We start from the raw sequence: 23,517 nt of genomic DNA on the forward strand, positions 1-23,517 counted from the left end.
GCGGCCTCCCTGCTTTACCTACAGGCCGGTACGGATGTACATTCCGAACAGAACTTACATGCTGCTCGTCATGTTTTCCAGCAGGAGGGTCCCCGTGCCACTGCAACTGCCGAAGAGCTCGTGGAGCACGACCGAGCTCGATGACCTCCGTGAACTCGCGCGGTCGTTCCTGCAGAAGGAAGCCGTCCCGCACCAGGAACGCTGGGCGGCGGAGAAGAAGGTCGACCGCGAGCTGTGGACGAAGGCGGGCGACGTCGGCCTGCTGTGCCTGTCCATCCCCGAGGAGTACGGCGGGGGCGGCGGCACCTTCGCCCACGAAGCCGTCCTCTACGAAGAGCAGGCGCGCGCCGGCGACAGCGCGTGGGGCGTCACCGTCCACAATGGAATTGTCGCGCACTACTTGCTCGCCTACGCTTCGGAAGACAAGAAGCGCGTGTGGCTGCCGAAGCTGGCCAGCGGCGAAATGGTCGGCGCGATCGCGATGACCGAGCCCGGTACCGGCTCCGACCTGCAGGGCATCAAGACGCGCGCGGTCCGCGACGGCGACCACTACGTCCTCAACGGCGCGAAGACCTTCATCACCAACGGGCTGCACGCCGACCTCGTGGTCGTCGCGTGCAAGACCGACCCGGACGCGGGCGCGCAGGGCGTGTCGCTGATCGTGGTCGAGACCGACACGCCGGGCTTCCGCCGCGGCCGCGTCCTCGACAAGGTCGGGCTCAAGGGCCAGGACACCGCCGAGCTGTTCTTCGACGACGTCCGCGTGCCGGCCGGGAACCTGCTCGGCGACGCCGAGGGCCAGGGCTTCGTCCAGCTGATGCTGCAGCTGCCGCAGGAACGGCTGATCATCGCCGTCACCGCGGTGGCCGGGCTGGAGGCGGCGGTCGACCTCACGCTCGAGTACGCCAAGGAGCGCACGGCGTTCGGCCGGCCGATCTTTTCCTTCCAGAACACCAAGTTCAAGCTCGCCGAGGCCGCGACCGAGGCCGCTGTCGCGCGGGCGTTCCTCGACCAGTGCATCGAACGGCACCTCAAGGGCGAGCTCGACGTCCAAGGCGCGGCGATGGCGAAGCTGTGGACCACCGAGCGCGTCAACAAGGTGATCGACGACTGCGTGCAGCTGTTCGGCGGCTACGGCTACATGTCCGAGTACCCGATCGCCCGCGCCTGGGCCGACGTCCGGATTTCCCGGATCTTCGGCGGCACCAGCGAAATCATGAAGGAAATCATCTCCCGCTCGCTCTGAAAGGGACCGACTATGAAGGCAGGTCCGCTCGGCGGCCTGAAGGTGGTGGAGCTCGCCGGTCTCGCGCCCGGGCCGTTCGCCACGATGATCCTCGCCGACCTCGGCGCCGACGTCGTCCGCGTCGACCGCGCGCAGCCGGGGGAGGACGTGCTCGGCATCCCGGCCGACCCGCTCGCCCGCGGCCGCCGGTCCGTCGGCATCAACACCAAGACGCCCGAAGGCGTCGAGCTGGTGCTGAAGCTGTGCGACACCGCCGACGTCCTCATCGAGGGCTTCCGCCCGGGTGTCGCCGAGCGGATCGGGCTCGGCCCGGACGTCGTGCACGCGCGCAACCCGCGGCTGGTCTACGGCCGGATGACCGGCTGGGGCCAGGACGGTCCCCTGGCTTCGGCCGCCGGGCACGACATCAACTACATCGGCATCGCCGGCGCCCTCGAACCGATCGGGCGCGCGGGCGAGCGGCCGGTACCGCCGCTGAACCTCGTCGGCGACTTCGGCGGCGGCGGGCTGCTGCTGGCGATGGGCGTCCTGGCCGCGCTGTACGAACGGACCACGTCCGGGCGCGGCCAGGTCGTCGACGCGTCGATGGTCGACGGGGCCGCGCTGCTCACCACGAGCCTCCACGGCATCAAGGCGGCCGGCCTCTGGGCCGGGGAGCGCGGCGAGAACATGCTCGACGGCGGCGCGCCGTTCTACGACACCTACGAAACGGCGGACGGCAAGTACGTCGCCGTCGGCGCGATCGAGATGCGGTTCTGGAGTGCGCTGGTGCAGGTGCTCGAGCTCGACCCGGCGGAGCTGCCGCTGCACGTCGACAAGACGCAGTGGCCGCGGCTGCGCGAGATCGTGGCGGGGGCGATCGCCAAGCACCCGCGCGACGAGCTCGTCGCGCGCGCCGAGGGCACCGACGCGTGCCTGACGCCGGTGCTGTCGCCGGCCGAAGCGGCGTCACACCCGCACAACGCGGCGCGCGGCACGTTCGTCGAGATCGGCGGCATGGTGCAGCCGGCACCGGCGCCGCGGTTCGACCGGACGCCGCCTTCGACGCCGGAAGCACCGCGTGCCAAGGGATCCGACACCGAAGCGGTGCTCGCCGAACTGGGTGTCACGGACCTCGACGCGCTGCGTTCGGCGGGCGTGATCGCCTAGCTCGTCGGCTGGCTCTTCGCCAGATCGGAGCGCACGACCGAGTAGACGACGTGGTCGCGCCACTCGCCGTCCCGGAAGCCGTACCCGCGAAGCACTCCTTCGCGGGTGAAGCCGGCTTTCTCGAGCGAGCGTTGTTCGGCGCGGTTGCCGGCCTCGGTCGTCGCTTCGACCCGGTTGAGCTGGGTGTGGGCGAAGAGGTAGCCGACGAGCAGGCGCTGGGCTTCGGTGCCGTAGCCGTGGCCACGCGCTTCCGGGACGAGCACGAGGCCCATGTTCCAGCAGTAGGACGTCGGCCCGGTCCGGGTGCGGTGCCAGGAGACGACCCCGAGGACGCGGCCGCCGAGCGTCGGCACGAGCATGCCGGTTTCGGCGGTGAGCATCCCGGTTTCCAGCCACCGGCGGCGCAGGTAGCCGGGATCGTGCCAGCCGAACCACTGGTGCTCGCCGGCGGCGACGGGATCGTTGGTCAGCTGTTCCAGGAGGCCGAGATCGCTTTCGGCCACCGGCCGGAGCTCCACTCTGACACCGTCGTCGTCCATCCGGAGACCTTATCGGCCGCTTGACCGGAACCGGGACGGCCGCGCGCCCGGATCGCCCGGTCGAGGCACGCCCGTGACCGAGCGCGCACCTCGCGTGACGGAAACGCCGACTCGCGTGATCCAGAGGTCGACACGCGTGATTGAGAGGTCGACACGGCGAAGCCGGCAGGTCCCGGCCGTGTCGACCCTTCAATCACGCGAGTTGGCTCCGCAATCACGCGAGTCGACCTTCCAATCACGCGAGTTGACCTTCCGATCACGCGAGTCGACCTTTCGGACACGTGGGTCAGGTGAAGGTGCCGTGGCGGCCTTCGCCGCCGGCGAAGCGGGCCGCGCCGTCGATGGCCTCCGCCGCCAAGACTCCCGGGCCCATCGCCGCGGCGAACTCCGCCGCCAGCGCGTCCTCTTCGGACTCGCCCCACTGGGCCAGCGCCGAGCGCCGGTCGCCGCGCAGGCACGCCTGCGGGAACGCCGCGAGCTGCCGGGCGAGCTCCTGGGCCGCCGTCACCGCCTCGCCCGCCGGCACCAGCCGGTTGGCCAAGCCGATCTCGACGGCTTCGGTGGCGTCGACCGCGCGGCCGGTGAGGATCAGGTCCATGGCGCGGGACTGGCCGATCAGGCGCGGCAGCCGTACCGTCCCGCCGTCGATCAGCGGGACGCCCCAGCGGCGGCAGAACACCCCGAACACCGCCGTGGCGTCCGCGACGCGCAGGTCGCACCACAGCGCCAGCTCGAGCCCGCCCGCGACGGCCGGCCCGTGGACCGCCGCGATCACCGGCTTGCCGAGGGTCATCCGGGTGGGCCCCATCGGGCCGTCCCCGTCCGGGTGCGTGCGGTTCATCCGGTCGGTGCCGATCGCCTTGAGATCGGCCCCCGCGCAGAACGCGCCACCCGCTCCGGTCAGCACCGCGACGGCCGCGTCCGGGTCGGCGTCGAAGGCGCGGAAGGCGTTCGCCAGCTCCGCCGCCGTGGGCCCGTCGACGGCGTTGCGCGCGGCCGGGCGGTCGATGGTGATCGTCGTCACCGCGCCGTCCCGCTGGACCAGCACGTTCCGGGACATGGCCGCTCCTGGGGTGATCGAGGTGTCTTCCGCGCACGCCTTCCCTACAGTATTGGGATGGCCACTCCCAGGACGGGAACGGCGAGCCGGGGAGGAAGCACATGTCGGGCGGCGTGAAGAAGATTCTGATCGTGGGCGTGGTCGCGCTCGTGCTCTTCCTCCTGATCACCCAGCCCACCCAGTCCGCCGACTTCGTGCACCGCGTGCTCGGCTGGCTCAAGGACGGCGCCGAAGCGATCGTCACGTTCTTCCGCGCCCTCTTCTCCTGACCTGGTGCTTCTCCGTACCGGCGCCGCCACGGGCGGTGCCGGTGGCTACCGTGCGTGTTAACGGACGGTAAATCACCCAGTGTAACCAATCCCGGATTTCGGACTCCGACGCTCGACCATCCGGGTGGATTGCGGCCGAAAACGCGCAGGTCGTCGAATTCATGGCACCCGGGGTCTGGCGAAGACGACCACCCCGGCCCTACGGTGCTCACATTGCGTGATCGGGTGGTTCGCCATCCCCCCGGAGAACCCCGGTACGCAGGCAGTTTCCACTCAGCAAGGTGCAGGTTGGTGCGTGCGGCACCACCGCGTGGGACAGGCGTCAGGGCCTGTCCGTCGGGGACCTACAAGGAGGCAGGGATGACCGGAGATCCCGGAGTGGACGCGTTGATCCGGCAGTGGGCCGCCGAGCGCGAGAGGACTCCCGAGGAGCAGGAGGTCGACCGCATCGCTTCCGCGTGGCTGGCCGACGCACCCGCGCAGGCCCCGGGCATCCCCGGCCAGCGTGCCCGGACCGGACAGTCGCGGTTCGTCCCCGTCGAGTCGGCCGATCCCGGCTACCTCGCCGCCATGCGCAGCCGGCTGCCGGAGGTGCCCGAAGAGCTCCTCACCGCCGCCGCGGGCTGGTGGCAGATGGTCGGCGGCGTCGCCGAAGCCGAGGAGTGGTGGGACGCCGGCATCAGCCCGCTCGACCAGCGGGCCCTCGACTACCGGGCGGCCGGGCTCGCGCCGTCCGACCTGAGCCGCCGGCTCGGGCCGATGACGGTCCTGCAGCACCTGCGCCGCGGCAGTGCCCCGGCCTGGTGCGTGGCGCGGCTCGCGCGTCAGCAGAAATCCGCCTGACGAGACGTTTTCCACTCGGCCGGGTGACCCGGTGTGGTGAGACGATCGGGACGGCCCGCGTAACGCTAACCTGCGCGGGCTCGTTGACAGTTCGTCGACACACGCTGGAGGACCGGAGTTTCGTGCGCACCAGGACCGGAAAGACCGAGGACGACCCGATCGGCCCCAGCGCCGAGGAAGCCGTCCCCGCCGCACCGGCACCGCGCTCTCCGGGCGTCGCCGTGCTCACCCGGCTGCTCGTGGTCCTCGCCGTGCTGGCGGTGGCCGGCGGCGGGATCTGGCTCGTCACCCGCGCCGCGACGCCGGAGGCGAGCCCGACCACCACCGAAATCCCCGCCTTGCAGGTCAAGGCGGCCGACGTCCGCCCGGGCTCGGTCGCCCCGGCCGGTGGAGCGGTGGCGGGCGGGGCCGAGCAGCAGACCTCTCCCCAGCAGGTTCGCAGCACGGGTCCGGCGACGCTGTCCCAGTGGGCGGCCCAGGTCGCGGCGGCCACCGGTGTCCCGGCGCGGGCCCTGCAGGCCTACGGCAACGCGGAATTGGCGATGCGCGCGGACCAGCCGGGCTGCAAGATCTCGTGGGCCACGCTCGCGGGCATCGGCCGCATCGAGTCCAACCACGGTCAGTACGCGGGCGCGGTCCTCGGCGCCGACGGCCGCCCGTCCAAGCCGATCGTCGGCGTCCCGCTCGACGGATCGGCCGGAGTCCGGGCGATCGGCGACACCGACGGCGGCCGCTACGACGGCGACGCCGGGGTGGACCGGGCGGTGGGCCCGATGCAGTTCATCCCGGGCACCTGGCGCAAGTGGGCCGCCGACGGGAACGGCGACGGCCTCGGCGACCCCCAGCAGATCGACGACGCGGCCCTGGCCGCGGCGCGGTACCTGTGCGCGGGCGGGCGGGACATGGCCAGTCCGGGCGGGTGGTGGGCCGGGATCCTGTCGTACAACAACTCGACGGAGTACGCGCAGAAGGTGTTCGGCTTGGCGGACGGCTACGCGAAGGGCGCCCAGTCGGTGCGCAAGCAGGGCTGAGAGCCCGGCCACCTCGTCCGCGACCGCGCGTCGTGCCTCAGCTCACCAGTGCTAGCGTCGACTTCGTGCCAGACCCCCACCCGCCAGCCGCTTCCCCCTGGGGACGGCGGATCGCGATCGTCGCGACCTGCCTGCTGAGCCTGCTCGTCTGCTGCGGGCTCGCCTGGTGGCAGTGGGACCGTTTCACCTCCGCGAACGGCACCTTCCAGAACCTCGGCTACGTCCTGCAGTGGCCGTTGTTCGGGCTCTTCCCGGCCTTCATGTTCTGGCGGATCCGCAAACTCCGGCAGAAGGCCGAAGCCGGAGCGACCGAAACGCCCGAGCGGCAGGAAGCCGAGCCCGCGGTGCCCGCCCCCCGCCCCCGTCCGGACGTCGCCGAGGCGAACACCGACGAGGACGAGGAGCTGGCCGCCTACAACCGTTACCTGCGCGAACTGAACGCCCGCGATCAGCAGGCCGCAGAGTGAAGAGTGAGGACGACGAACCGATGACCACCAGCACCGAAGGCGCCCGGACCGCCGCGCCGCTCGCCGGCCCCCTGGTCCGGTTCCGCACCGCCGCCTACGTCACCGGTGTCGGCCTGCTGGGCCTGTGCTTCGTGATGGTGCTGCGGTACGGCTTCGACAACCCGACGCCGTCGGCGGTCTACTCGCCGATCCACGGCGTCCTCTACATGATCTACCTGGTGCTGACCATCGACCTGGCGATCAAGGCCCGCTGGTCGATCAAGGGCACCGTGCTCGTGCTGCTGGCCGGCTGCGTCCCGTTCGTCTCGTTCCTCGTCGAGCGCCGGGTGACGCACAAGGTCAAGGCCGGGCAGAAGCTGTAACCGCGACCTGACGGCGGAAGGTCAGCGCCACCAGCACCGTGCAGGCGGCGAACACCGCGGCGGTCGTGAACGCCGCCGTCATGCCGTCGACCGTCAGCTGCGCGCCGGTCGTACCCGCCGAGCGGGTGACCGAGCCGAACACCGTCACCAGGACGGCCAGCCCGAGCGTGCTGCCGACCTGCTGCATCGTCTGCAGCACGCCGCCCGCCGCGCCCGCGTCCTCGTTCGGCACGGTGGCCATCACGATCACGTTCAGCGGTGCGAACGACAGCCCGCCGCCGAGGCCCATCAGCAGCAGCGGCCCGAGCAGTGCCGGGAAGTACGTGCTTTCGGTGGTGAGCAGCGTGAGCCAGCCGACGCCGGTGACCATCAGGATCGAGCCGGTGACGGCCAGGGGCTTCGGGCCGTAGCGGGGGAGCAGCCGCGGCACGAGCCGGCTCATGGTGAAGATCAGCGCCGCCATCGGGAGGAACGCGAACCCGGTCGCCAGCGCCGCGAAGTGCCGGATGTCCTGCATGAACTGGGTCAGGAAGAAGAACATCGACATCATCGCCATCGGCCCGAGGAAGAAGTTGACGTAGGCCGCGCTGCGGTTGCGGTCGGCGAACAGCCGCAGCGGGACCAGCGGCAGCGCGGTGCGCGCTTCGATGGCGACGAAGCCGGCGAGCAGGGCCAGGCCGCCGGCGAGCGAGCCGAGCGTCACCGGGTTGCCCCAGCCGTCGGACGCGGCGTGGGTGAAGGCGAACACGAGCGCGCCGACGCCGAGGGTGCCGGTGACCGCGCCGGGCAGGTCCAGGTGGGCGCGGCGGCGTTCGGGCTCGGCCACGAACCGCGGGGCGAGCAGGGCGATCGCCACGCCGAACGGGACGTTGATGAACAGCGCGGCGCGCCAGGAGATCCACTCGGTGAGCAGGCCGCCGACGATCAGGCCGATCGCGAAGCCGCCGCTGGACATCGCGGAGAACAGCGCCAGCGCCCGGACCCGGGCCTTGGGTTCGGTGAACGTCGTCGTGACCAGCGCCAGGGTGCTCGGCCCCGCCATCGCGGCCCCGACGCCCTGCAGGACGCGGGCGGTGATGAGGAGCGTGGCCGAATCGGCGAGCCCGCCGGCCAGTGAGGCGAGGGTGAACAGGGCGGTGCCGGCGACGAACATGCGCCGCCGTCCGAACAGGTCGCCTGCCCGGCCGCCGAGCAGCAGCAGACCGCCGAAGACGAGGCTGTAGGCCGTCATCACCCAGGACAGGCCGGTGGCGGAAAACCCCAGGTCGGACTGGATGCGCGGGAGCGCGACGTTCATCACCGTCGCATCGAGGACGAGCATGAGCTGGCAGGTCAGGATGATCGCGAGGACCAGCCCGCTGCGCCGGGGGCGGACCGGTGCGGGCGCACGGTCGACCGTCTGGTGGGACAAGGGATACTCCCCCAAGGAGTAAGAGAGGAAGCGGAGACTTTCTCCGCTTGGCTGTGATCCGATAATATGGAGAGCGTCTCCGGATGCGCAAGTGAATTCGGAGAATCTCTCCGGTTAAGTGGCGAGGAGGCCGGGATGCCCGAGGTGGGCGAGCGTCCGATGCGCGCGGACGCGCGGCGCAACTACGAGCGCATCGTCGCGACGGCGAAGGACCTCTTCACCGCCCACGGCGCCGACGTGCCGCTGGACGACGTCGCCAAGAAGGCCGGCGTCGGCGCGGGCACCCTCTACCGGCACTTCCCGACCCGGGAGAAGCTGTTCGAAGCGGTCTACCGCGACGAGATCACGGTGCTCGCCGACCGCGCGTTCGTCCTGCACGACGAGCTGCCGCCGTGGGAGGCCCTGGAAGCGTGGCTGCTCGCCCAGGTCACCTGGGTCGTCGAGCGGCACAAGCTGGCGACGATCCTCAAGGAGTCCATCGATTCCGGCTCGGAGACCTTCCTGTACTGCCAGAAGCGGCTTCGCGAAGCGACCCGAGTGCTCGTCGAAGCGGCGCAGGAGGCCGGGCTGCTCCGCCGGGACGTCGTCGGTGCGGACGTCCTCCGGCTGGGCCACGGCGCCGGGATGGCCGTGCGCAACTGCAGTCCGGACGACGGCAGGCGCGTGCTGAACGTGATCCTGGACGGCCTGCGCGCGTGACGCGGGCCGGCCGGGGGATCAGCTCCCGATGCCGGTCATCGAGCGGACCTCCATCTCCGCCTGCTTCTCGGCGTCGGCCTTCGGCCGGCCCACCAGCGTTCCGGCGAACCCGCACAGGAACGAGAACGGGATCGACACCAGGCCCGGGTTCTTCAGCGGGAACCAGGCGAAGTCGATGCTCTTGAAGATCGAATCCGGAGCGCCCGAGACCACCGGCGAGAACAGCACCAGCAGCAGGCACGCGATCAGGCCGCCGTACATGCCCCACAGCGTGCCCGTGGTGTTGAACCGCTTCCAGAACAACGAGTACAGCAGCGTCGACAGGTTCGCCGAGGCCGCCACCGCGAACGCCAGTGCCACCAGGAACGCGACGTTCTGCCCGTTCGCCAGCACGCCGCCGACGATCGCCAGCGCGCCCACCACGATCGCGGTCATCCGCGCCACCCGGACCTCGTCCGCCGGCTCGGCCTTGCCGCGCTTGAAGATGTTCGCGTAGACGTCGTGGGCGAACGAGGCCGACGCGGTGATCGTCAGTCCGGCCACCACCGCGAGGATCGTCGCGAACGCCACCGCGGCGATCACGCCCAGCAGCAGCGTCCCGCCGATGTGCAGCGCCAGCAGCGGTGCCGCCGAGTTCTCCCCGCCCGGCGCGCTCTTGATCTCGTCCGCGCCGACCAGCGCGGCCGCACCGAAGCCGATCACCAGCGTGCACACGTAGAAGATCAGCATGCACACGGTGGCCCAGACGACCGAGCGGCGCGCCTCGAAGGAGTTCGGCACCGTGTAGAAGCGCATCAGCAGGTGGGGCAGCGACGACAGCCCGAGCACCAGGGCCAGCGCGAGCGACACGAAGTCGAGCTTCGTGGTGTTGTCCTTGCCGTAGGAGCCGCCCGGTTCCAGGAGGTGCTCGCCCAGCGGGCTCTTCTCAGTGGCCGCCGAAAGCAGGTTCGAGAAGCTGAAGCCGTACTTGCCGAAGAGGAACACCGCGATCAGCACCACGGCCAGCATCAGCACGCCGGCCTTGATGATCTGCACCCACGTGGTGCCCTTCATCCCGCCGACCAGCACGTACAGGACCATGACCAGGCCGACCACGCCGATCACCAGCGCCTGCCCGAGCCGGGTGTGGATGTTCAGCAGCAGGGCGACCAGGCCGCCGGCCCCCGCCATCTGCGCCAGCATGTAGAACAGCGAGATCACCAGGGTCGACGTCGCCGCCGCGGCCCGGACCGGGCGCTGGTTCATCCGGAAGCTGACGACGTCGCCCATCGTGAACCGGCCGGTGTTGCGCAGCAGCTCGGCGATCAGCAGCAGGTCGACCAGCCAGGCGACCAGGAAGCCGATGGAGTAGAGGAAACCGTCGTAACCGTGGACGGCGATCGCGCCCGCGATGCCGAGGAACGACGCCGCCGAGAGGAAGTCCCCGGACAGCGCGATGCCGTTCTGGCGGCCGGTGAAGGCGCTGCCCGCGGCGTAGTAGTCCGACGTCGAGGAGTTCCGGCTGCCGGCCCGGTAGACGACGTACAGGGTGATCGCCACGAACAGGGCGAACACGACGGTGTTGACGATGGGGTCGCTGGCGGGCTGCCCCGCGGCGAGCGCGGTCATCGGCGCTTCTCTTCCGCCAGGCCCGCCCGCGCCCGCAGTTCGGCGACGCGCGGATCGAGCCGGCGGCGCGCGTACCGCAGGTAGAGCCAGGTGATCAGCGCGGTGCTCACGAACTGGCCCAGGCCGAGCAGGATGGCGACGTTCACCTGGCCGAACACCTTGCGGCTCATGAAGTCGTGCGCGTACGCGGCCAGCAGCACGTACGTCATGTACCAGGCGAAGAAGGCGAAGCTCAGCGGGAAGACGAAGCCGCGGAACCGGCGGCGCAGCGCGACGAACTCGGGACTGGCCTGGATCGCGGTGTAGTCGGGGCCGGCGGGCCGGCGGGGTGGGACCCCGGCCGGTTCGGGCCCGGCGGGCAGGACCGGGATCCGGCTCGTCTCCTCGAGGGCGTTGGCCGGCGTGGGCCGCGCTACGTCGTACATGGTGCCTCCGGCAGAGTGCCTCCGTGGCGGCGGGCCCGGGCGCCGGTGGACCGGGCGCCGGGCCGCCCTTGCGGACTGCGAGGGCACATCGTAACTACGCCATCCGGCGGCTGCCGAAGGCGGCCGACCGTCCGGTCGGTTCGCGAGCCGGTATTCGTTTCCCGCGGTGGGCGTCTAATGGGTGACCGGCGACAACACCGGTCAGAACACCGGCGACAACGCAGTGCGGAGAACGTCCGTAATGCGGAAAAGAATTGTGACTGGACGTTGCGGATGCGGCAGTGCGCTACGGCGAACGGGTTAACGGCGCTCGACACTTCCCTAACCTGGTTACATAAAGTAGTCGTTTCCCCGGCTTGATCCGGCACGAGGGTGGCTCGGACGTCGGACGGGCGGCGGAGATCCACTGGTCAGCGCCGGGTTCCGAAAGAAATCACCGGGTCGGGGCGGGAGAACGCGGAACGCCACAACATCGGGGGCATCTTGAGACTTGACCCACCCGTTGGTGGTACGCAGTGTAGATCGACCGAGGGATGCTGCTACCCTGCCTGGGCTAATCGGGTGATGGTCGGATGCGACAGGCCCCCGCGTCCGGTAACCGGAATTCCCTCTTCGGGGGCGGTGAGGCGAAATGTCCTGCCGGATGTCCGGTCGCGAAAGCGCTTTTCGCAGGTCAGCGCCCGAGTGGGGAACACAATTGACCGGCACGGCATCGGGGGTACGATTCTTTGGCCCAGCTGACCGCAGCGATCGATTGGCACCGATAAAGTTGATCTCGATCACCGTGCACAACGCAACTTGCGCCGTGCACGTGCAGAGTCCCGGGCACGGGACGACGGGGCGGTGCCTGCCCGGTGACGAGCGCGCGGACGCCCGCACGGCTGGGGACGAGCGAGGGCGCCGGGAAAGCGGCAGGGTGGGGACGGCACGGCCGTCCGGCGGCCCGTCGCGAGCCGGGACGCCGCGCCGCCGACGCGGATCCATGACGCCGGACAGGGAGTCACTCACGTGACCGTTGCAGGAGAAGGTCAGGTGCCCGTCGGGGAACTGCTCGGCCGAGCGCCCCGCCGGTCCAGGGGAAAGGCCGTGTGGCGCGCGCTCGTGCAGTGGCGCGACTGGAGCCTGCCCGTCAAGCTTTCGGCCGTCACGGTCGTGCCCATCGTCCTCGCGCTCGTGCTGGGCGTCGCGACGATCGCCGCGCAGGTCGGCCGCTCGGACGACTACCAGCGGCTCGACCGGCTCGTCGCGCTCGGCGGCGGGGTGCGCACGCTCACCGCCGCCCTCCAGCAGGAGCGCACGGTCACCTCGGCGATGCTGACCGAGGGCACCGTCGGGGGTACCCCCGAGCTGGCCGCGGCGCGCAAGGCCACCGACGCCGCGACCGGCCCGTTCACCGCGGAGCAGGCCCGCGCCGCCCGAGCCGAACCCGGCGTGTCCGGCGCGGCGGGCACGGCCGCCGCGCAGGTCGGCAACCTCGCCTTCCTGCGCCGCCAGGTCGACGGCGGTCAGCTCGACCCCGGCCAGGCCATCACGGCGTACTCCGCCCTCACCGGGTCGCTCATCAGCCTCGACACCGCGGCCACCGCGGGCGCCGGTGACGGCACCCTCGGCGGCCTGCCCGCCGGGCTGCACGAACTGCTGGTCGCCGGCGAGCAGGTGTCGCTCAGCCAGGCCCTCGTCTCCTACGGCATCGGCCGCGCGGGCCTGACGCCGAGCGAGCTGGCCACCCTGCGCGCCGCCGAGCTGCGGCTCGCCGACCGGCTCGTCGACTTCCGCTCCGCGGCGGGCGACACGCTGCAGCGCGACTTCGCGGCGATCGCCGAAGGCACGCAGGCGCAGAGCCGGGCCCGGATGGTCGAGACGGTGCTGAACGCGCAGAGCGGCGCGGTGGACGACGCGTTCCGCGCGCTGCCGGCCGCGGACTGGGCCGCCGCCTCCGCGGCGATGCGCACGCAGATCGGCACGATCGCCGACCGGCTCGGCGCGTCGGCGTCGCAGACGGCGGCGGACCTGGTCGACGAGTCCAGCAGCGGCGCCGGCCTGCTCGCGGTGCTGCTGTTCGCCGCGATGGTGCTGGCCGTCGCGGTCGTCTTCCTCATCACCCGGCAGCTGCTGCGCTCGCTGAAGGTGCTGCGCCGCAGCGCCCTCGATGTCGCCGAAACCGCGCTGCCGGAGGCGGTCCGCAACATCCAGGAGGGCCGCGCGCAGGGCACCGACGTCCGGCCGGTCCCGGTGCACACCGACGACGAGGTCGGCGAGGTGGCGCGGGCCTTCGACAAGGTGCACCACCAGGCGCTGCGGCTGGCCACCGAGCAAGCCGCGATGCGGACCGGCTACGGCAGCGTCTTCGTCAACCTCTCGCGGCGCAGCCAGAGCCTGGTGCAGCGGCAGCTGCAGCTGATCGAGCAGCTCGAGCGGGACGAAGAGGACGCCGACCAGCTGGCGACGCTGTTCCAGCTCGACCACCTCGCCACCCGGATGCGGCGCAACAACGAGAACCTGATGGTGCTCTCCGGCGCCGAGCCGGGCCGCCGGTCCGGGAAGCCGGTCGGCACCACCGACATGCTCCGCGCCGCGGTGTCGGAGATCGAGCAGTACCAGCGGGTCCAGGTGCAGCCGCCGCCCCCGGCCCGGATCGTCGGCTACGCCGCGAGCGATCTGATGCGCCTGGTCGCCGAGCTGCTGGACAACGCCACGGCGTTCTCCGCGCCGGAGACCACGGTGACCGTGGCGTCGCGGCTGGGCGAGAACGGCTCGCTCGACATCGACATCCTCGACAAGGGCATCGGGATGAACGAGTGCGAGGTCATCGAGGCGAACACCCGGCTGACCGAAGCCGGGTCGGTCGACCTGGTGACGTCGCGCCGGATGGGCCTGTTCGTCGTCGGCCGGCTGGCCAGCCGGCACCGGATCGGGGTGTCGCTGCACGGCGGCAAGGACATCGTCGGCGTCCGCGCCACCGTCGTGGTCCCGGCGGAGCTGGTGATGCCGGTGACCGACGGCCCGGCGACCGGCCCGATCGGCGCCCTGCAGCAGCACCCGGCGAGCCCGGCGGCGGGCAACCGGCTGCCGCGCCGCCCGGTCAACGGCGCGGCCCGCCCGCGGCCGGTGGTGCCGCAGCAGCCGGCGATGGGCGAGGAGCGCTGGCCGTCGGCGAGCGACCTGGCCGGGCTGTCCGGGGTGCGCCCGCCGTCGGACCTGGAGATTTCCGGCACGGCGCTGTTCGCCCCGATCGAGAAGGACGGCGACGTCCCGCCGCCGCCGCGCCCGGCCCTGCCGCAGGTACCCGCGGTGCTGCCGCTGCCGCCGGGACAGCCGCCGCGCGGCGACGACCTCCCGGCGGGCAAGGACCTGTTCACGGCCAACGAGACGACACTCAGCGACTGGTGGCAGGAGGCCACGGCGGGGTCGGAGCCGCCCCCGCCGGCCCCGGCGCCGGACCGGTCGGAGACGACGCCGATCTTCGACGAGATGCTGTCGGCCTGGTTCCGCGAGGACAAGCCGGCCGCGGAGGAGGAACCGGCCGCCGCTTCCCCGGAGGCGCCGCCGGAGGAGCGCCGCAGCTGGGACTTCGCGAGCGACGAGAACTTCCGCACGGTCCAGGAGCGGACGAAAGCCGAGCCGACGGCGTTCACCGACGCGGGCCTCCCGCGCCGCCGCCGCGGCGAGCAGCTCCTCCCGGGCAGCGCGACTGCTTCGGGCCCGGCGGCGACCCCGAAGCCGGCCCCAGCCCGCCCGGACCTCCCGGTCCGTGACCCGGCGGAAGTGCGAGGGCGGCTCAGCAGCTTCCAGCAGGGCGTTTCCCGTGGCCGCCGCCAGGCCGCGGCCCAAAGGCCGCGAGCGGGCCAGCAGCGTGCGGCGCAGCCGGCCCAGCCTTCCCCGGTGGTGCCGGGCTTGGGAACGGCACAGGACGCGGCCCAGCAGGCAGCGGCAGCGGCCCAGCAGGCGGCGGGGCAGAGTTCCGGCCCTGCGCAAGGCACGCCGGAAGCGGCCGGTCAGGCGGGCGTGGCTCCGCAGGCCGGGACGCAAGGGCCGGCTGGGCAGGGTGCGGATTCGGCGCAGGTGGTCGGGCAGGCGGGCGCAGCTCAGCAGCCCGCTTCGCCGGGTGCTGCGGGGCGGGGTGCGGATTCGGCGCAGGCCACACCGGGGATGTTCGAGCAGGCGGGCGTGGCTCAGCAGGCCGGTTCGCCGGGTGCCGCCGGGCGGGGTGCGGATTCGGCGCAGGCCACACCGGGGATGTTCGAGCAGGCTGGTGCGGCTCAGCAGGCCGGTGCGCCGGGTGATGCCCGGCCGGATGCGGATTCCGCGCAGGCCACACCGGAGTCGTTCGGGCAAGCGGGCACGGCTCAGCAGGCCGGTTCGCCCGGTGCCGCCGGGCCGGGTGCGGATTCCGCCCAGGCCACGCCGGAGTCGTTCGGGCAGCCGGGGCAGCAGTCCGGGGCAGCGCAGCAGCCGAGCGGTGCAGCGGACCCGGCGGCGCAGCAAGTCTCGCCCCCGGCCGGTTCGCGGCCGGCGGCGCCCGAGCCGTTCGACGAGTCGTCGCGGCCGAAGCTGCAGGGGGACATCTTCGCGGACGGGTCGCAGCCCGGCCGCCGGCCGCCCGCAGAAGACTCGCGACCGGCGGCACCGGACCGCGGTGCCCTTCCGCAGCCCGGCCGGGCCGCGCCCAAGCCGGGCGGTCTCCCGCGGCGTTCCGTGCCCCTGCCGCAGCCGAGCCGTCCTCGTCCGGGGCCCGAACCGGCCGTCTTCCAGGACTCCGGGCAGCTGCCGATCGCCAACGGCCGTCCCGCCGTCCCGCCGGCCTCGCTGCCCAGCCGGAAGGCCCCGGAGACGCCTGCTCCGCGCGGTGAAGAGACCGCGGTCGACGCCACCGCCGAATGGAATTTCGGCACCGACGACGGCTGGCGCGCGGTGCAAGCGGTGTCCCAGTCGACACCTCCCACCTTCACTTCGGCAGGATTGCCCCGGCGCCGTCGCGGGGAGCAGCTGCTCCCGGGCAGCGCCGGACCGTCCACCGGGGCCTCGGCCCCCCGACCACAACGGGACGCACACGACGTGCGCGGCCGCCTGCGGAGTTTCCAGCAGGGCATCGAGCGCGGACGCCACCGCACCGCACAGGCGGCCGAGACCAACCACGAGACCTTGGAGGGTGAATGACCTCGCCGAGTAGCGCTCAGCCGACGCAGAACCAGTTCGGCTGGCTGGTGAACGACTTCGCGGAGCGGGTGCCCGGTGTGGCCCACGCCGTGGTCGTCTCGGCGGACGGCTTGCTGCTGACCGCGTCGAACCGGCTCCCGCTCGACCGGGCCGACCAGCTCGCCGCGGTCGCCTCCGGGCTGGTCAGCCTCACCCAGGGCGCGGCCCGCTGCTTCGAAGCCGGCGCGGTCAACGAGACCGTCGTCGAGATGGAGCTGGGGATCATGGTGCTGATGTCGATCAGCGACGGCTCGTGCCTGGCCGTGCTCGCCGCCCCCAACTGCGACATCGGGCAGGTCGCCTACGAGATGACGATGCTCGTCGACCGGGTCGGCCAGATCCTCACCCCGGAGCTGCGCGCTCAGCTTCAGGGCTCCGGGGGGTCGCTGATCGGCGAACCGGTGGGATGATGGCGCGATGAGCACGGGGTCCGGATTCGACGGCGAACCACCCGCGGGGCACGGCCCCGCCGGGCGTGGGGACGACGGCACGTTCGCCGACGTCCTCAACGGGTTCACGCTGGATTCCGGCCGTGCCCGCCGGAAGCGCAAGAAGAGCAAGGAGTCCCCGCCACCCCCGGCCGCCGGTGCGCACGCGGCCGCGGATCCGCCGGCGCCCACGCCGTCGGCCGACCAAGGAGATCGTGTGACCTCTTTAGTCTCTCCACCCGGCAGTACCGACGGGGACAGCCCCCGACCAGGCGGTTTGTTCGACCCGGGCCCGCCCAGCGGCGAATTCGTCATGCCCGCGGTGTTCGAACAGCCGCCCGCGCCCGAGGAGCTGACGGCGATCGTCCGGCCCTACGCGCTGACCGGAGGCCGCACCCGGGCGAACTACGCCCTGGAGCTGGAGACACTGATCTCCGCGAAGGACTACGCTGCCACCGGTGGCTTCCCCGAAGTGGCCGCGGAGCAGATCGAGTGCATCTCGATCATGGAAGAGTGCCGGACCCCCCGTTCGGTCGCCGAGATCGTTTCGGCGCTGCGGGTGCCTTTGGGCGTGGCCCGGGTGCTGATCAGCGACGCGGCGGACGCGGGGCTGGTCACGGTGCACAAGACGATAACGGGCAATGACGGCGCCGAGGCACATCTGGTGTTGATGGAAAGGGTTTTGAGTGGACTCCGTCGGCTTTAAGGCACCGCGGGACACCGCGCCCCCGACCATGACATCCGCCAAGATCGTGGTGGCTGGCGGCTTCGGTGCGGGGAAGACGACCTTCGTCGGGTCGGTCTCGGAGATCGTGCCGCTGACCACCGAGGCGATGATGACCGACGCCAGCGTCGGCGTCGACAACCTCGACCACACCCCGAACAAGTCGACGACCACGGTGGCGATGGACTTCGGCCGGGTGTCGCTGGACGCGGACCTGATCCTGTACCTGTTCGGCACGCCCGGGCAGCAGCGGTTCTGGTTCATGTGGGACGACCTGGTCCGCGGCGCCATCGGCGCGGTGGTGCTGGCCGACACGCGCCGGCTGGCCGACTCGTTCGCCCCGATCGACTTCTTCGAAGACCGGGGCCTGCCGTACATCGTCGGCGTCAACACGTTCGACGGCGTGCTGGAGCACGACATCAACGACGTCCGCGAGGCGCTGTCGATCGACCCGAACATCCCGATCGTCCGCTGTGACGCGCGGGATCGCGAGTCGACCAAGCAGACGCTGATCACGCTGGTCGAGTACGCCATGCGGCAGTGGATCGCGCTGCGGGCGGCCAACGCGCGCTGACGCCGCCGGGGCCCGGGGCACGCCCGGGCCCGGCACCGGCTACGCGCGGCGGAAGCGCAGCAGCACGACCTGGCCGTCGAAGGTGCGCGACTCCACCAGCTCCAGGCCGAGCCGCGCGGTGTCCTCGGCGAACGGGCGCTTGCCGCCGCCGAGGACGACCGGGTGCACGAACACCTGGTACTCGTCGATCAGGCCGCGCGCGGTGAGCTCGGCGGCCAGCTCCGCGCCGCCCATGAGCAGCAGGTCCTCGCCCGGTTCGGCCTTCAGGGACGCCACGACCGCGCCCAGGTCGCCGCTGACGACGCGAGTGTTCCAGTCCGCCTTCTCCAGCGTCCGCGAGAACACGACCTTCGGCGTCTCCCGCCAGACGGGCGCGAACGCGATGTCGTGCGGGTGGTCCGAGATCGACTCGGCGTCCGGCCAGTAGGCGGACATCATGTCCCAGACCTTCCGCCCGTAGGCGAACTCGCCGGCACGCGCGCTCAGCTCCCGCGAGTAGGCGGACAGCTCCGGGCCCATGACCGGCCAGTCGAATTCGCCGTTCGGGCCCTCGACGCAGCCGTCGAGCGACGTGTGGACCAAATAGACGATCTCGCGCATTTCCATCTCCTCCGGTGGGGGTCTGACGCCAGGAGGTCGGAGCCGCGGCGGCCGACCGGACACCGCCGGCGGAAAACTTTCAGTACTCGTCGTGACGGCGCCACCACGAGCTGGGTGCGTCGTCGCCGCGGCTCTCCTCTTCCCACGCCTCCTGGCGCCCCAGCGGCGTGATGTCGAGGTACCGGTGCGACGCCATGAACGTCTCGCCGCCCCGGCCGGAGGTGAAGTAGGTCCGGTACACGGCGTCGCCGTCGCGGAGGAAGACGCTGACGCCGAAGCCCCTCCCGACGCCGCAGTCGTCGGTGAAGCTGCTGCCGTGCGCGGACACCCACGGCACGTCCCAGCCCATGCGCGTCTTGTACCGCTCGATCTCGGCGAGCGTGGCGGGCGCGACGACGGTGAGCGTGACGTCCCGGGCGTGCAGGTGCGCCAGGTGCGGCAGGTTGTCGACGACGAGGGAACAGCCGGGGCAGCCCGCCTCGTCGCCCGGGTGCAGCATGAAGTGGTAGACGATCAGCTGGCGGCGGCCGTCGAACAGGTCGAGCAGGCCCTTCTTCCCCTCGGCCGACTCGAACTCGTAGGCCTCGGTGAAGGGCACCATCGGCAGCCGGCGGCGTTCGGCGGCCAGGTGGTCGGCCGCCTTCATGAGTTCCTTCTCCTTGACGAGCAGCGCGTCCCGTGCGGCCTGCCACTCTTCGGGCGAGACGATCCGGGGCAGGGTGGCGGTCATCGGGCGTCCTTTTCTCGGATGAAGCCGGTCAGGTCCTCGAAGCAGGAGGTCCAGCCCTCGTCGTGGCCGTCGCGGTCGGCGGCGGTCGGGAAGCCGGTCTGGACGAAGGTCATCTCGGTCTTGCTGTCGTGCTCGGCGAAGCCGATCGTCACGAGGGTCTCGGTGCGCAGGTCGCCTTCGGTGTCCCAGGCGAAGGTGAACACGAGCCGTTCGGGGGCGGTGATCTCGCGGTAGACGCCGTGCATCCAGTGCTCGTCGCCCTCGGGGGAGCGGATGCACGCCCGCCAGGCACCGCCGGGCCGGGTGGCGAGGGTGACGGCGGAGCCGGTGTAGCCGCGCGGCCCCAGCCAGCTCGCCAGCTGGTCCGGATCGGTCCACGCCGCGAAGACCAGCTCGCGCGGAGCGTCGAAGACGCGTGTGATGGTGAGGTCAGGCATCGCCGGGGCCGCCGGTCAGGGTCCGCAGGTGCTCTTCGAGGCGGTCGAACCCGCCGTCCCAGAACCGGCGGTAGGTCGCGACCCAGTCGGCGACGCCTTCCAGGGGCTTGGCCTCCAGCCGGCAGGGCCGCCACTGGCGGGTGCGGCCGCGGGTGATCAGCCCGGCCGCCTCCAGCACCTTCAGGTGCCGCGACACCGCGGGCAGGCTCATCGGGAGCGGTCCGGCGAGCTCGTTCACCGTCGCTTCGCCCGCCGACAGGCGCGCGAGGATGGCGCGCCGGGTCGGGTCGGCGAGCGCCGAGAACGTCCGGCTCAGCGTGTCTGTCATTTCACCATCCTGTTAATTAACGGACTCATTAAATATAGGCCCGAGCAGGCGGGTGTCAAGGTTCTCCCGGGCTGCCGTGAGAGCCGCGTCACCAGCCCTCGGGTTTCCAATAGTAGGAAGCCAAAGTATTTTGGAGGGATGAGCAGCGAGCTGTACCGCCCCGCGCACCCCGTCCGGTTCGTCACGGCGTCGAGTCTCTTCGACGGCCACGACGCGTCGATCAACATCATGCGGCGGATCCTGCAGTCGCAGGGTGCGGAGGTTGTCCACCTCGGCCACAACCGGTCGGTCGACGAGGTCGCCACCGCGGCCATCGCCGAGGACGTCCAGGGGGTCGCCATCTCGGCCTACCAGGGTGGGCACGTCGAGTACTTCTCCTACCTGGTGGAGCTGCTGCGCGCGCGCGGCGCCGGCCACATCAAGGTCTTCGGCGGCGGGGGCGGGGTGATCGTGCGCGAGGAGATCGAGCTGCTGCACTCGCGCGGCGTCGCCCGCATCTTCTCGCCCGAAGACGGCTACGAGATGGGCCTGCCGGGCATGATCAACTTCATGATCAAGGCCTGCGACGTCGACCTCGCGGCCGAAGCCCCTTCGCTGGACAAGGTGCTCTCCGGTGACGTCGCCTCGCTCTCGCGCGTCATCACCCAGCTGCAGGCCGGGCAGCTGCCCGGTGACCTGCTGGGCGGCATCACCGAGGCCGCGGGCCGGCGCGAGGTTCCGGTGCTCGGCATCACCGGCACCGGCGGCTCGGGCAAGTCGTCGCTCACCGACGAGCTGATCCGGCGCTTCCGCCTCGACCAGGAGGACAAGCTGCGGATCGCGGTGCTCGCGGTCGACCCGTCGCGGCGCAAGGGCGGCGGCGCGCTGCTCGGCGACCGCATCCGGATGAACTGCCTCGACGGCTCACCGGTGTACTTCCGCTCGCTGGCCACGCGCACGACGTCCGGCGAGATCCCGGCCGGGCTGCGCGAGTCGATCCTGGCCTGCAAGGCCGCCGGCTTCGACCTCGTGATCGTCGAGACGCCGGGCATCGGCCAGGGCGACGCCGGGATCGTCGACTTCGTGGACGAGTCGCTGTACGTGATGACGCCGGAGTTCGGCGCCGCGTCGCAGCTGGAGAAGATCGACATGCTCGACTTCGCCGACGTCGTCGCGATCAACAAGTTCGAGCGCCGCGGCGCCGAGGACGCCCGCCGCGACGTCGCGCGCCAGCTGGTGCGCAACCGCGAGGCCTTCTCGTCGGGGCCGGAGGACATGCCGGTGTACGGCACGAGCGCGGCGAAGTTCAACGACGACGGCGTCACCGCGCTGTACCAGCACCTGCGGGGCATGCTCGCCGAGCGCGGCCTCGGCGTGTCCGCGGGGACGCTGCCGCGGGTCGAGGGCAAGGTCTCGACCGACGCCTCGACGATCATCCCGGGCAACCGGTCCCGGTACCTGGCCGAGATTTCCGAGACCGTCCGCGGTTACCACGCGAAGACCGCGCAGCAGGTCGCCGCGATCCGCAAGCGCGACGCGCTGGCGCTGGCGCGTGCCGAGCTGTCCAAGGTGGACGCTTCCACCGACGCGCTCGACGGGCTGCTGGCCGCGGCCGAGTCCGATGTGGACGGCGAGTCGGCAAAGCTCCTCGAGCGCTTCCAGGCGCTGTCGGCGGAGTACCGCCAGGACGAGCTGGTCGTGAAGATCCGCGACAAGGAGCTGCGCACGCAGCTGTGGCGCGACACGCTGTCCGGCAACCGGATCCCGCGCGTCGCCCTGCCCCGCTACGCCGAGTCCGGCGAGCTGCTGTCGTTCCTGCGCCGCGAGAACCTGCCGGGTTACTTCCCTTACACCGCGGGTGTTTTCCCGTTCAAGCGCGACGGCGAGGACCCGGCGCGGATGTTCGCCGGCGAGGGCGACGCGTTCCGCACCAACCGCCGGTTCAAGCTGCTCTCGGCGGACTCGGAGGCCAAGCGGCTCTCCACGGCGTTCGACTCGGTGACCCTCTACGGCCACGACCCCGACACCCGCCCCGACATCTACGGCAAGGTCGGCACGTCGGGCGTGTCCATCGCGACACTCGACGACATGAAGGTCCTCTACGACGGCTTCGACCTGACCGCGCCGAACACGTCGGTGTCGATGACCATCAACGGCCCGGCGCCGACGATCCTCGCCTTCTTCCTCAACACGGCGATCGACCAGAAGGTGACGGAGTTCCGCGACGAGCACGGCCGTGAGCCCTCCGACACCGAAGCCGCCGAGCTGCGCGAGTGGGTGCTGCGCAACGTCCGGGGCACGGTGCAGGCCGACATCCTCAAGGAGGACCAGGGCCAGAACACCTGCATCTTCTCGACCGAGTTCAGCCTCCGGATGATGGCCGACATCCAGGAGTGGTTCATCGAGCACGGCGTGCGGAACTTCTACTCGGTGTCGATCTCCGGCTACCACATCGCCGAGGCCGGGGCGAACCCGATCTCGCAGCTGGCGTTCACGCTGTCCAACGGCTTCACCTACGTCGAGTCGTACCTGGCCCGCGGCATGGACATCGACGACTTCGCGCCGAACCTGTCGTTCTTCTTCTCCAACGGCATGGACGCGGAGTACTCGGTGCTCGGCCGGGTGGCGCGGCGGATCTGGGCGGTGGCGATGCGCGAGCGCTACGGCGCGAACGAGCGGTCGCAGAAGCTGAAGTACCACGTGCAGACGTCCGGCCGGTCGCTGCACGCGCAGGAGATGAGCTTCAACGACATCCGCACCACGCTGCAGGCGCTGTGCGCGTTGTACGACAACGCGAACTCCCTGCACACCAACGCGTTCGACGAGGCGATCACGACGCCGTCGGAGTCGTCGGTGCGCCGCGCGATGGCCATCCAGATGATCATCAACAAGGAGTGGGGCCTGTCGAAGAACGAGAACCCGCTGCAGGGCTCGTTCGTCATCGACGAGCTGACCGACCTGGTCGAGGAGGCGGTGCTGGCCGAGTTCGACCGGATCAGCGAGCGCGGCGGCGTCCTCGGCGCGATGGAGACGGGCTACCAGCGCGGCAAGATCCAGGACGAGTCGATCCTGTACGAGCGCAAGAAGCACGACGGCTCGCTGCCGATCATCGGCGTCAACACGTTCCGCAACCCGCGCTCGGCGGAGGACGAGGTCGAGGTCGAGCTGGCCCGCGCGACGGAGGACGAGAAGAAGTCCCAGCTGGACCGCCTCGCGGACTTCCAGCACCGCCACCACGAGGAGGCCCAGCAGGCGTTGAAGGCTCTGCGCGAGGCGGCCACCCGCGGCGGCAACCTGTTCGGGGTGCTGATGGACGCCGCGCGGGTGTGCTCACTCGGTCAGATCACGGAAGCCTTCTTCGAGGTCGGCGGCCAGTACCGCCGCAACGTCTAGCGGCGTTTTTCGCACGTGG

The 23,517-nt window shown here is 71.3% G+C and carries 22 protein-coding genes; 13 read left to right on the top strand and 9 right to left on the bottom strand.

Annotated elements, in window-relative coordinates; all coding sequences use genetic code 11:
* Positions 1–94: 94 nt before the first annotated feature.
* Both QRY02_RS01840 and QRY02_RS01845 read left to right on the top strand, forming a co-directional pair.
* Positions 95–1,246 (top strand): acyl-CoA dehydrogenase family protein, encoded by a 1,152-nt coding sequence (locus tag QRY02_RS01840; RefSeq protein ID WP_285989750.1) that lies wholly within the window; start codon positions 95–97, stop codon positions 1,244–1,246.
* A 12-nt stretch (positions 1,247–1,258) separates the two neighbouring features.
* Positions 1,259–2,395, top strand: coding sequence for a CaiB/BaiF CoA transferase family protein (locus QRY02_RS01845; RefSeq protein ID WP_285989751.1), 1,137 nt, complete (start codon positions 1,259–1,261; stop codon positions 2,393–2,395).
* On the opposite strand, the gene QRY02_RS01850 is transcribed toward QRY02_RS01845, so the two are convergent.
* Positions 2,392–2,934, bottom strand: coding sequence for a GNAT family N-acetyltransferase (locus QRY02_RS01850; protein WP_285989752.1), 543 nt, complete (start codon positions 2,932–2,934; stop codon positions 2,392–2,394). The two genes, QRY02_RS01845 and QRY02_RS01850, sit on opposite strands and share 4 nt — an antisense overlap.
* Positions 2,935–3,220: 286 nt before the next feature.
* Positions 3,221–3,994: a crotonase/enoyl-CoA hydratase family protein gene (locus QRY02_RS01855; RefSeq protein ID WP_285989753.1), complete on the bottom strand. Its 774-nt coding sequence runs from the start codon at positions 3,992–3,994 to the stop codon at positions 3,221–3,223.
* Positions 3,995–4,107: 113 nt separating this feature from the next.
* Between QRY02_RS01855 and QRY02_RS01860 the strand changes: the two genes are divergently transcribed.
* From QRY02_RS01860 to QRY02_RS01880, 5 genes are all read left to right on the top strand, one after another.
* Positions 4,108–4,263, top strand: a complete 156-nt coding sequence (locus QRY02_RS01860; RefSeq protein WP_176742160.1) for a hypothetical protein — start codon at positions 4,108–4,110, stop codon at positions 4,261–4,263.
* Between the two features lie 360 nt (positions 4,264–4,623).
* Positions 4,624–5,106, top strand: coding sequence for a hypothetical protein (locus tag QRY02_RS01865; RefSeq protein ID WP_013224355.1), 483 nt, complete (start codon positions 4,624–4,626; stop codon positions 5,104–5,106).
* A 122-nt stretch (positions 5,107–5,228) separates the two neighbouring features.
* Positions 5,229–6,137 carry a lytic transglycosylase domain-containing protein gene (locus QRY02_RS01870; RefSeq protein WP_285989754.1) on the top strand — a complete coding sequence of 303 codons (909 nt, stop codon included), beginning with the start codon at positions 5,229–5,231 and terminating at the stop codon, positions 6,135–6,137.
* Positions 6,138–6,202: 65 nt separating this feature from the next.
* On the top strand, positions 6,203–6,604 hold the full coding sequence (locus QRY02_RS01875) for a hypothetical protein (protein ID WP_502874182.1): 402 nt from the start codon (positions 6,203–6,205) through the stop codon (positions 6,602–6,604).
* 20 nt (positions 6,605–6,624) lie between these two features.
* Positions 6,625–6,966: a DUF3817 domain-containing protein gene (locus tag QRY02_RS01880; RefSeq protein WP_285989755.1), complete on the top strand. Its 342-nt coding sequence runs from the start codon at positions 6,625–6,627 to the stop codon at positions 6,964–6,966.
* Here QRY02_RS01880 and QRY02_RS01885 read toward each other — a convergent pair.
* Positions 6,944–8,377, bottom strand: a complete 1,434-nt coding sequence (locus tag QRY02_RS01885; RefSeq protein ID WP_285989756.1) for an MFS transporter — start codon at positions 8,375–8,377, stop codon at positions 6,944–6,946. The genes QRY02_RS01880 and QRY02_RS01885 overlap by 23 nt on opposite strands.
* A 135-nt stretch (positions 8,378–8,512) precedes the next feature.
* On the opposite strand from QRY02_RS01885, the gene QRY02_RS01890 reads away from it, so the two are divergent.
* Positions 8,513–9,076 carry a TetR/AcrR family transcriptional regulator gene (locus QRY02_RS01890; RefSeq protein ID WP_285989757.1) on the top strand — a complete coding sequence of 188 codons (564 nt, stop codon included), beginning with the start codon at positions 8,513–8,515 and terminating at the stop codon, positions 9,074–9,076.
* Positions 9,077–9,094: 18 nt separating this feature from the next.
* Here the strand turns inward: QRY02_RS01890 and QRY02_RS01895 are convergent, their stop codons facing one another.
* Together QRY02_RS01895 and QRY02_RS01900 are read right to left on the bottom strand one after the other, a co-directional pair.
* On the bottom strand, positions 9,095–10,684 hold the full coding sequence (locus tag QRY02_RS01895; RefSeq protein ID WP_285989758.1) for a monocarboxylic acid transporter: 1,590 nt from the start codon (positions 10,682–10,684) through the stop codon (positions 9,095–9,097).
* On the bottom strand, positions 10,681–11,109 hold the full coding sequence (locus tag QRY02_RS01900; RefSeq protein ID WP_285989759.1) for a DUF485 domain-containing protein: 429 nt from the start codon (positions 11,107–11,109) through the stop codon (positions 10,681–10,683). The genes QRY02_RS01895 and QRY02_RS01900 overlap by 4 nt, the downstream gene beginning before the upstream one ends.
* Before the next feature lie 1,032 nt (positions 11,110–12,141).
* Here QRY02_RS01900 and QRY02_RS01905 point away from each other — a divergent pair.
* From QRY02_RS01905 to QRY02_RS01920, 4 genes are read left to right on the top strand one after another with little or no spacing between them, the layout of a single operon-like run.
* Positions 12,142–16,266 (top strand): sensor histidine kinase, encoded by a 4,125-nt coding sequence (locus QRY02_RS01905; protein ID WP_285993741.1) that lies wholly within the window; start codon positions 12,142–12,144, stop codon positions 16,264–16,266.
* Positions 16,263–16,715 carry a roadblock/LC7 domain-containing protein gene (locus QRY02_RS01910; RefSeq protein ID WP_004561253.1) on the top strand — a complete coding sequence of 151 codons (453 nt, stop codon included), beginning with the start codon at positions 16,263–16,265 and terminating at the stop codon, positions 16,713–16,715. Before QRY02_RS01905 ends, QRY02_RS01910 begins: the two co-directional genes overlap by 4 nt.
* Positions 16,716–16,722: 7 nt before the next feature.
* Positions 16,723–17,439, top strand: coding sequence for a DUF742 domain-containing protein (locus tag QRY02_RS01915; RefSeq protein ID WP_285989760.1), 717 nt, complete (start codon positions 16,723–16,725; stop codon positions 17,437–17,439).
* A gap of 28 nt (positions 17,440–17,467) precedes the next feature.
* On the top strand, positions 17,468–18,031 hold the full coding sequence (locus QRY02_RS01920) for a GTP-binding protein (RefSeq protein WP_013224365.1): 564 nt from the start codon (positions 17,468–17,470) through the stop codon (positions 18,029–18,031).
* Positions 18,032–18,070: 39 nt separating this feature from the next.
* Here QRY02_RS01920 and QRY02_RS01925 read toward each other — a convergent pair whose 3' ends face one another.
* The 4 genes from QRY02_RS01925 to QRY02_RS01940 all read right to left on the bottom strand — a co-directional run bounded on the left by QRY02_RS01925 (position 18,071) and on the right by QRY02_RS01940 (position 20,126).
* A complete protein-coding gene (locus QRY02_RS01925) occupies positions 18,071–18,631 on the bottom strand; it encodes a dihydrofolate reductase family protein (RefSeq protein ID WP_285989761.1) in 561 nt (186 codons plus the stop codon).
* A 79-nt stretch (positions 18,632–18,710) separates the two neighbouring features.
* A complete protein-coding gene (locus tag QRY02_RS01930) occupies positions 18,711–19,361 on the bottom strand; it encodes a DUF899 domain-containing protein (RefSeq protein ID WP_285989762.1) in 651 nt (216 codons plus the stop codon).
* On the bottom strand, positions 19,358–19,798 hold the full coding sequence (locus QRY02_RS01935) for an SRPBCC family protein (RefSeq protein ID WP_285989763.1): 441 nt from the start codon (positions 19,796–19,798) through the stop codon (positions 19,358–19,360). The genes QRY02_RS01930 and QRY02_RS01935 overlap by 4 nt, the downstream gene beginning before the upstream one ends.
* On the bottom strand, positions 19,791–20,126 hold the full coding sequence (locus tag QRY02_RS01940) for an ArsR/SmtB family transcription factor (RefSeq protein ID WP_285989764.1): 336 nt from the start codon (positions 20,124–20,126) through the stop codon (positions 19,791–19,793). The genes QRY02_RS01935 and QRY02_RS01940 overlap by 8 nt, the downstream gene beginning before the upstream one ends.
* Positions 20,127–20,264: 138 nt before the next feature.
* Here QRY02_RS01940 and icmF point away from each other — a divergent pair, with 138 nt between their 5' ends.
* Entirely contained in the window at positions 20,265–23,498 is a 3,234-nt protein-coding gene (gene icmF / locus QRY02_RS01945) for a fused isobutyryl-CoA mutase/GTPase IcmF (protein ID WP_285989765.1), read from the top strand.
* Positions 23,499–23,517: the final 19 nt, after the last annotated feature.

Origin of the sequence: Amycolatopsis sp. DG1A-15b (genome assembly GCF_030285645.1) — a bacterium.
Lineage (GTDB): Bacteria > Actinomycetota > Actinomycetes > Mycobacteriales > Pseudonocardiaceae > Amycolatopsis.

Coding starts and splice junctions, on each gene's coding strand:
- QRY02_RS01845 (WP_285989751.1), top strand. CDS start 1,259: ATGAAGGCAGGTCCGCTCGGCGGCCTGAAGGTGGTGGAGCTCGCCGGT.
- QRY02_RS01850 (WP_285989752.1), bottom strand. CDS start 2,934: ATGGACGACGACGGTGTCAGAGTGGAGCTCCGGCCGGTGGCCGAAAGC.
- QRY02_RS01855 (WP_285989753.1), bottom strand. CDS start 3,994: ATGTCCCGGAACGTGCTGGTCCAGCGGGACGGCGCGGTGACGACGATC.
- QRY02_RS01865 (WP_013224355.1), top strand. CDS start 4,624: ATGACCGGAGATCCCGGAGTGGACGCGTTGATCCGGCAGTGGGCCGCC.
- QRY02_RS01880 (WP_285989755.1), top strand. CDS start 6,625: ATGACCACCAGCACCGAAGGCGCCCGGACCGCCGCGCCGCTCGCCGGC.
- QRY02_RS01890 (WP_285989757.1), top strand. CDS start 8,513: ATGCCCGAGGTGGGCGAGCGTCCGATGCGCGCGGACGCGCGGCGCAAC.
- QRY02_RS01895 (WP_285989758.1), bottom strand. CDS start 10,684: ATGACCGCGCTCGCCGCGGGGCAGCCCGCCAGCGACCCCATCGTCAAC.
- QRY02_RS01900 (WP_285989759.1), bottom strand. CDS start 11,109: ATGTACGACGTAGCGCGGCCCACGCCGGCCAACGCCCTCGAGGAGACG.
- QRY02_RS01910 (WP_004561253.1), top strand. CDS start 16,263: ATGACCTCGCCGAGTAGCGCTCAGCCGACGCAGAACCAGTTCGGCTGG.
- QRY02_RS01915 (WP_285989760.1), top strand. CDS start 16,723: ATGAGCACGGGGTCCGGATTCGACGGCGAACCACCCGCGGGGCACGGC.
- QRY02_RS01920 (WP_013224365.1), top strand. CDS start 17,468: ATGACATCCGCCAAGATCGTGGTGGCTGGCGGCTTCGGTGCGGGGAAG.
- QRY02_RS01925 (WP_285989761.1), bottom strand. CDS start 18,631: ATGCGCGAGATCGTCTATTTGGTCCACACGTCGCTCGACGGCTGCGTC.
- QRY02_RS01930 (WP_285989762.1), bottom strand. CDS start 19,361: ATGACCGCCACCCTGCCCCGGATCGTCTCGCCCGAAGAGTGGCAGGCC.
- QRY02_RS01935 (WP_285989763.1), bottom strand. CDS start 19,798: ATGCCTGACCTCACCATCACACGCGTCTTCGACGCTCCGCGCGAGCTG.
- QRY02_RS01940 (WP_285989764.1), bottom strand. CDS start 20,126: ATGACAGACACGCTGAGCCGGACGTTCTCGGCGCTCGCCGACCCGACC.
- icmF (WP_285989765.1), top strand. CDS start 20,265: ATGAGCAGCGAGCTGTACCGCCCCGCGCACCCCGTCCGGTTCGTCACG.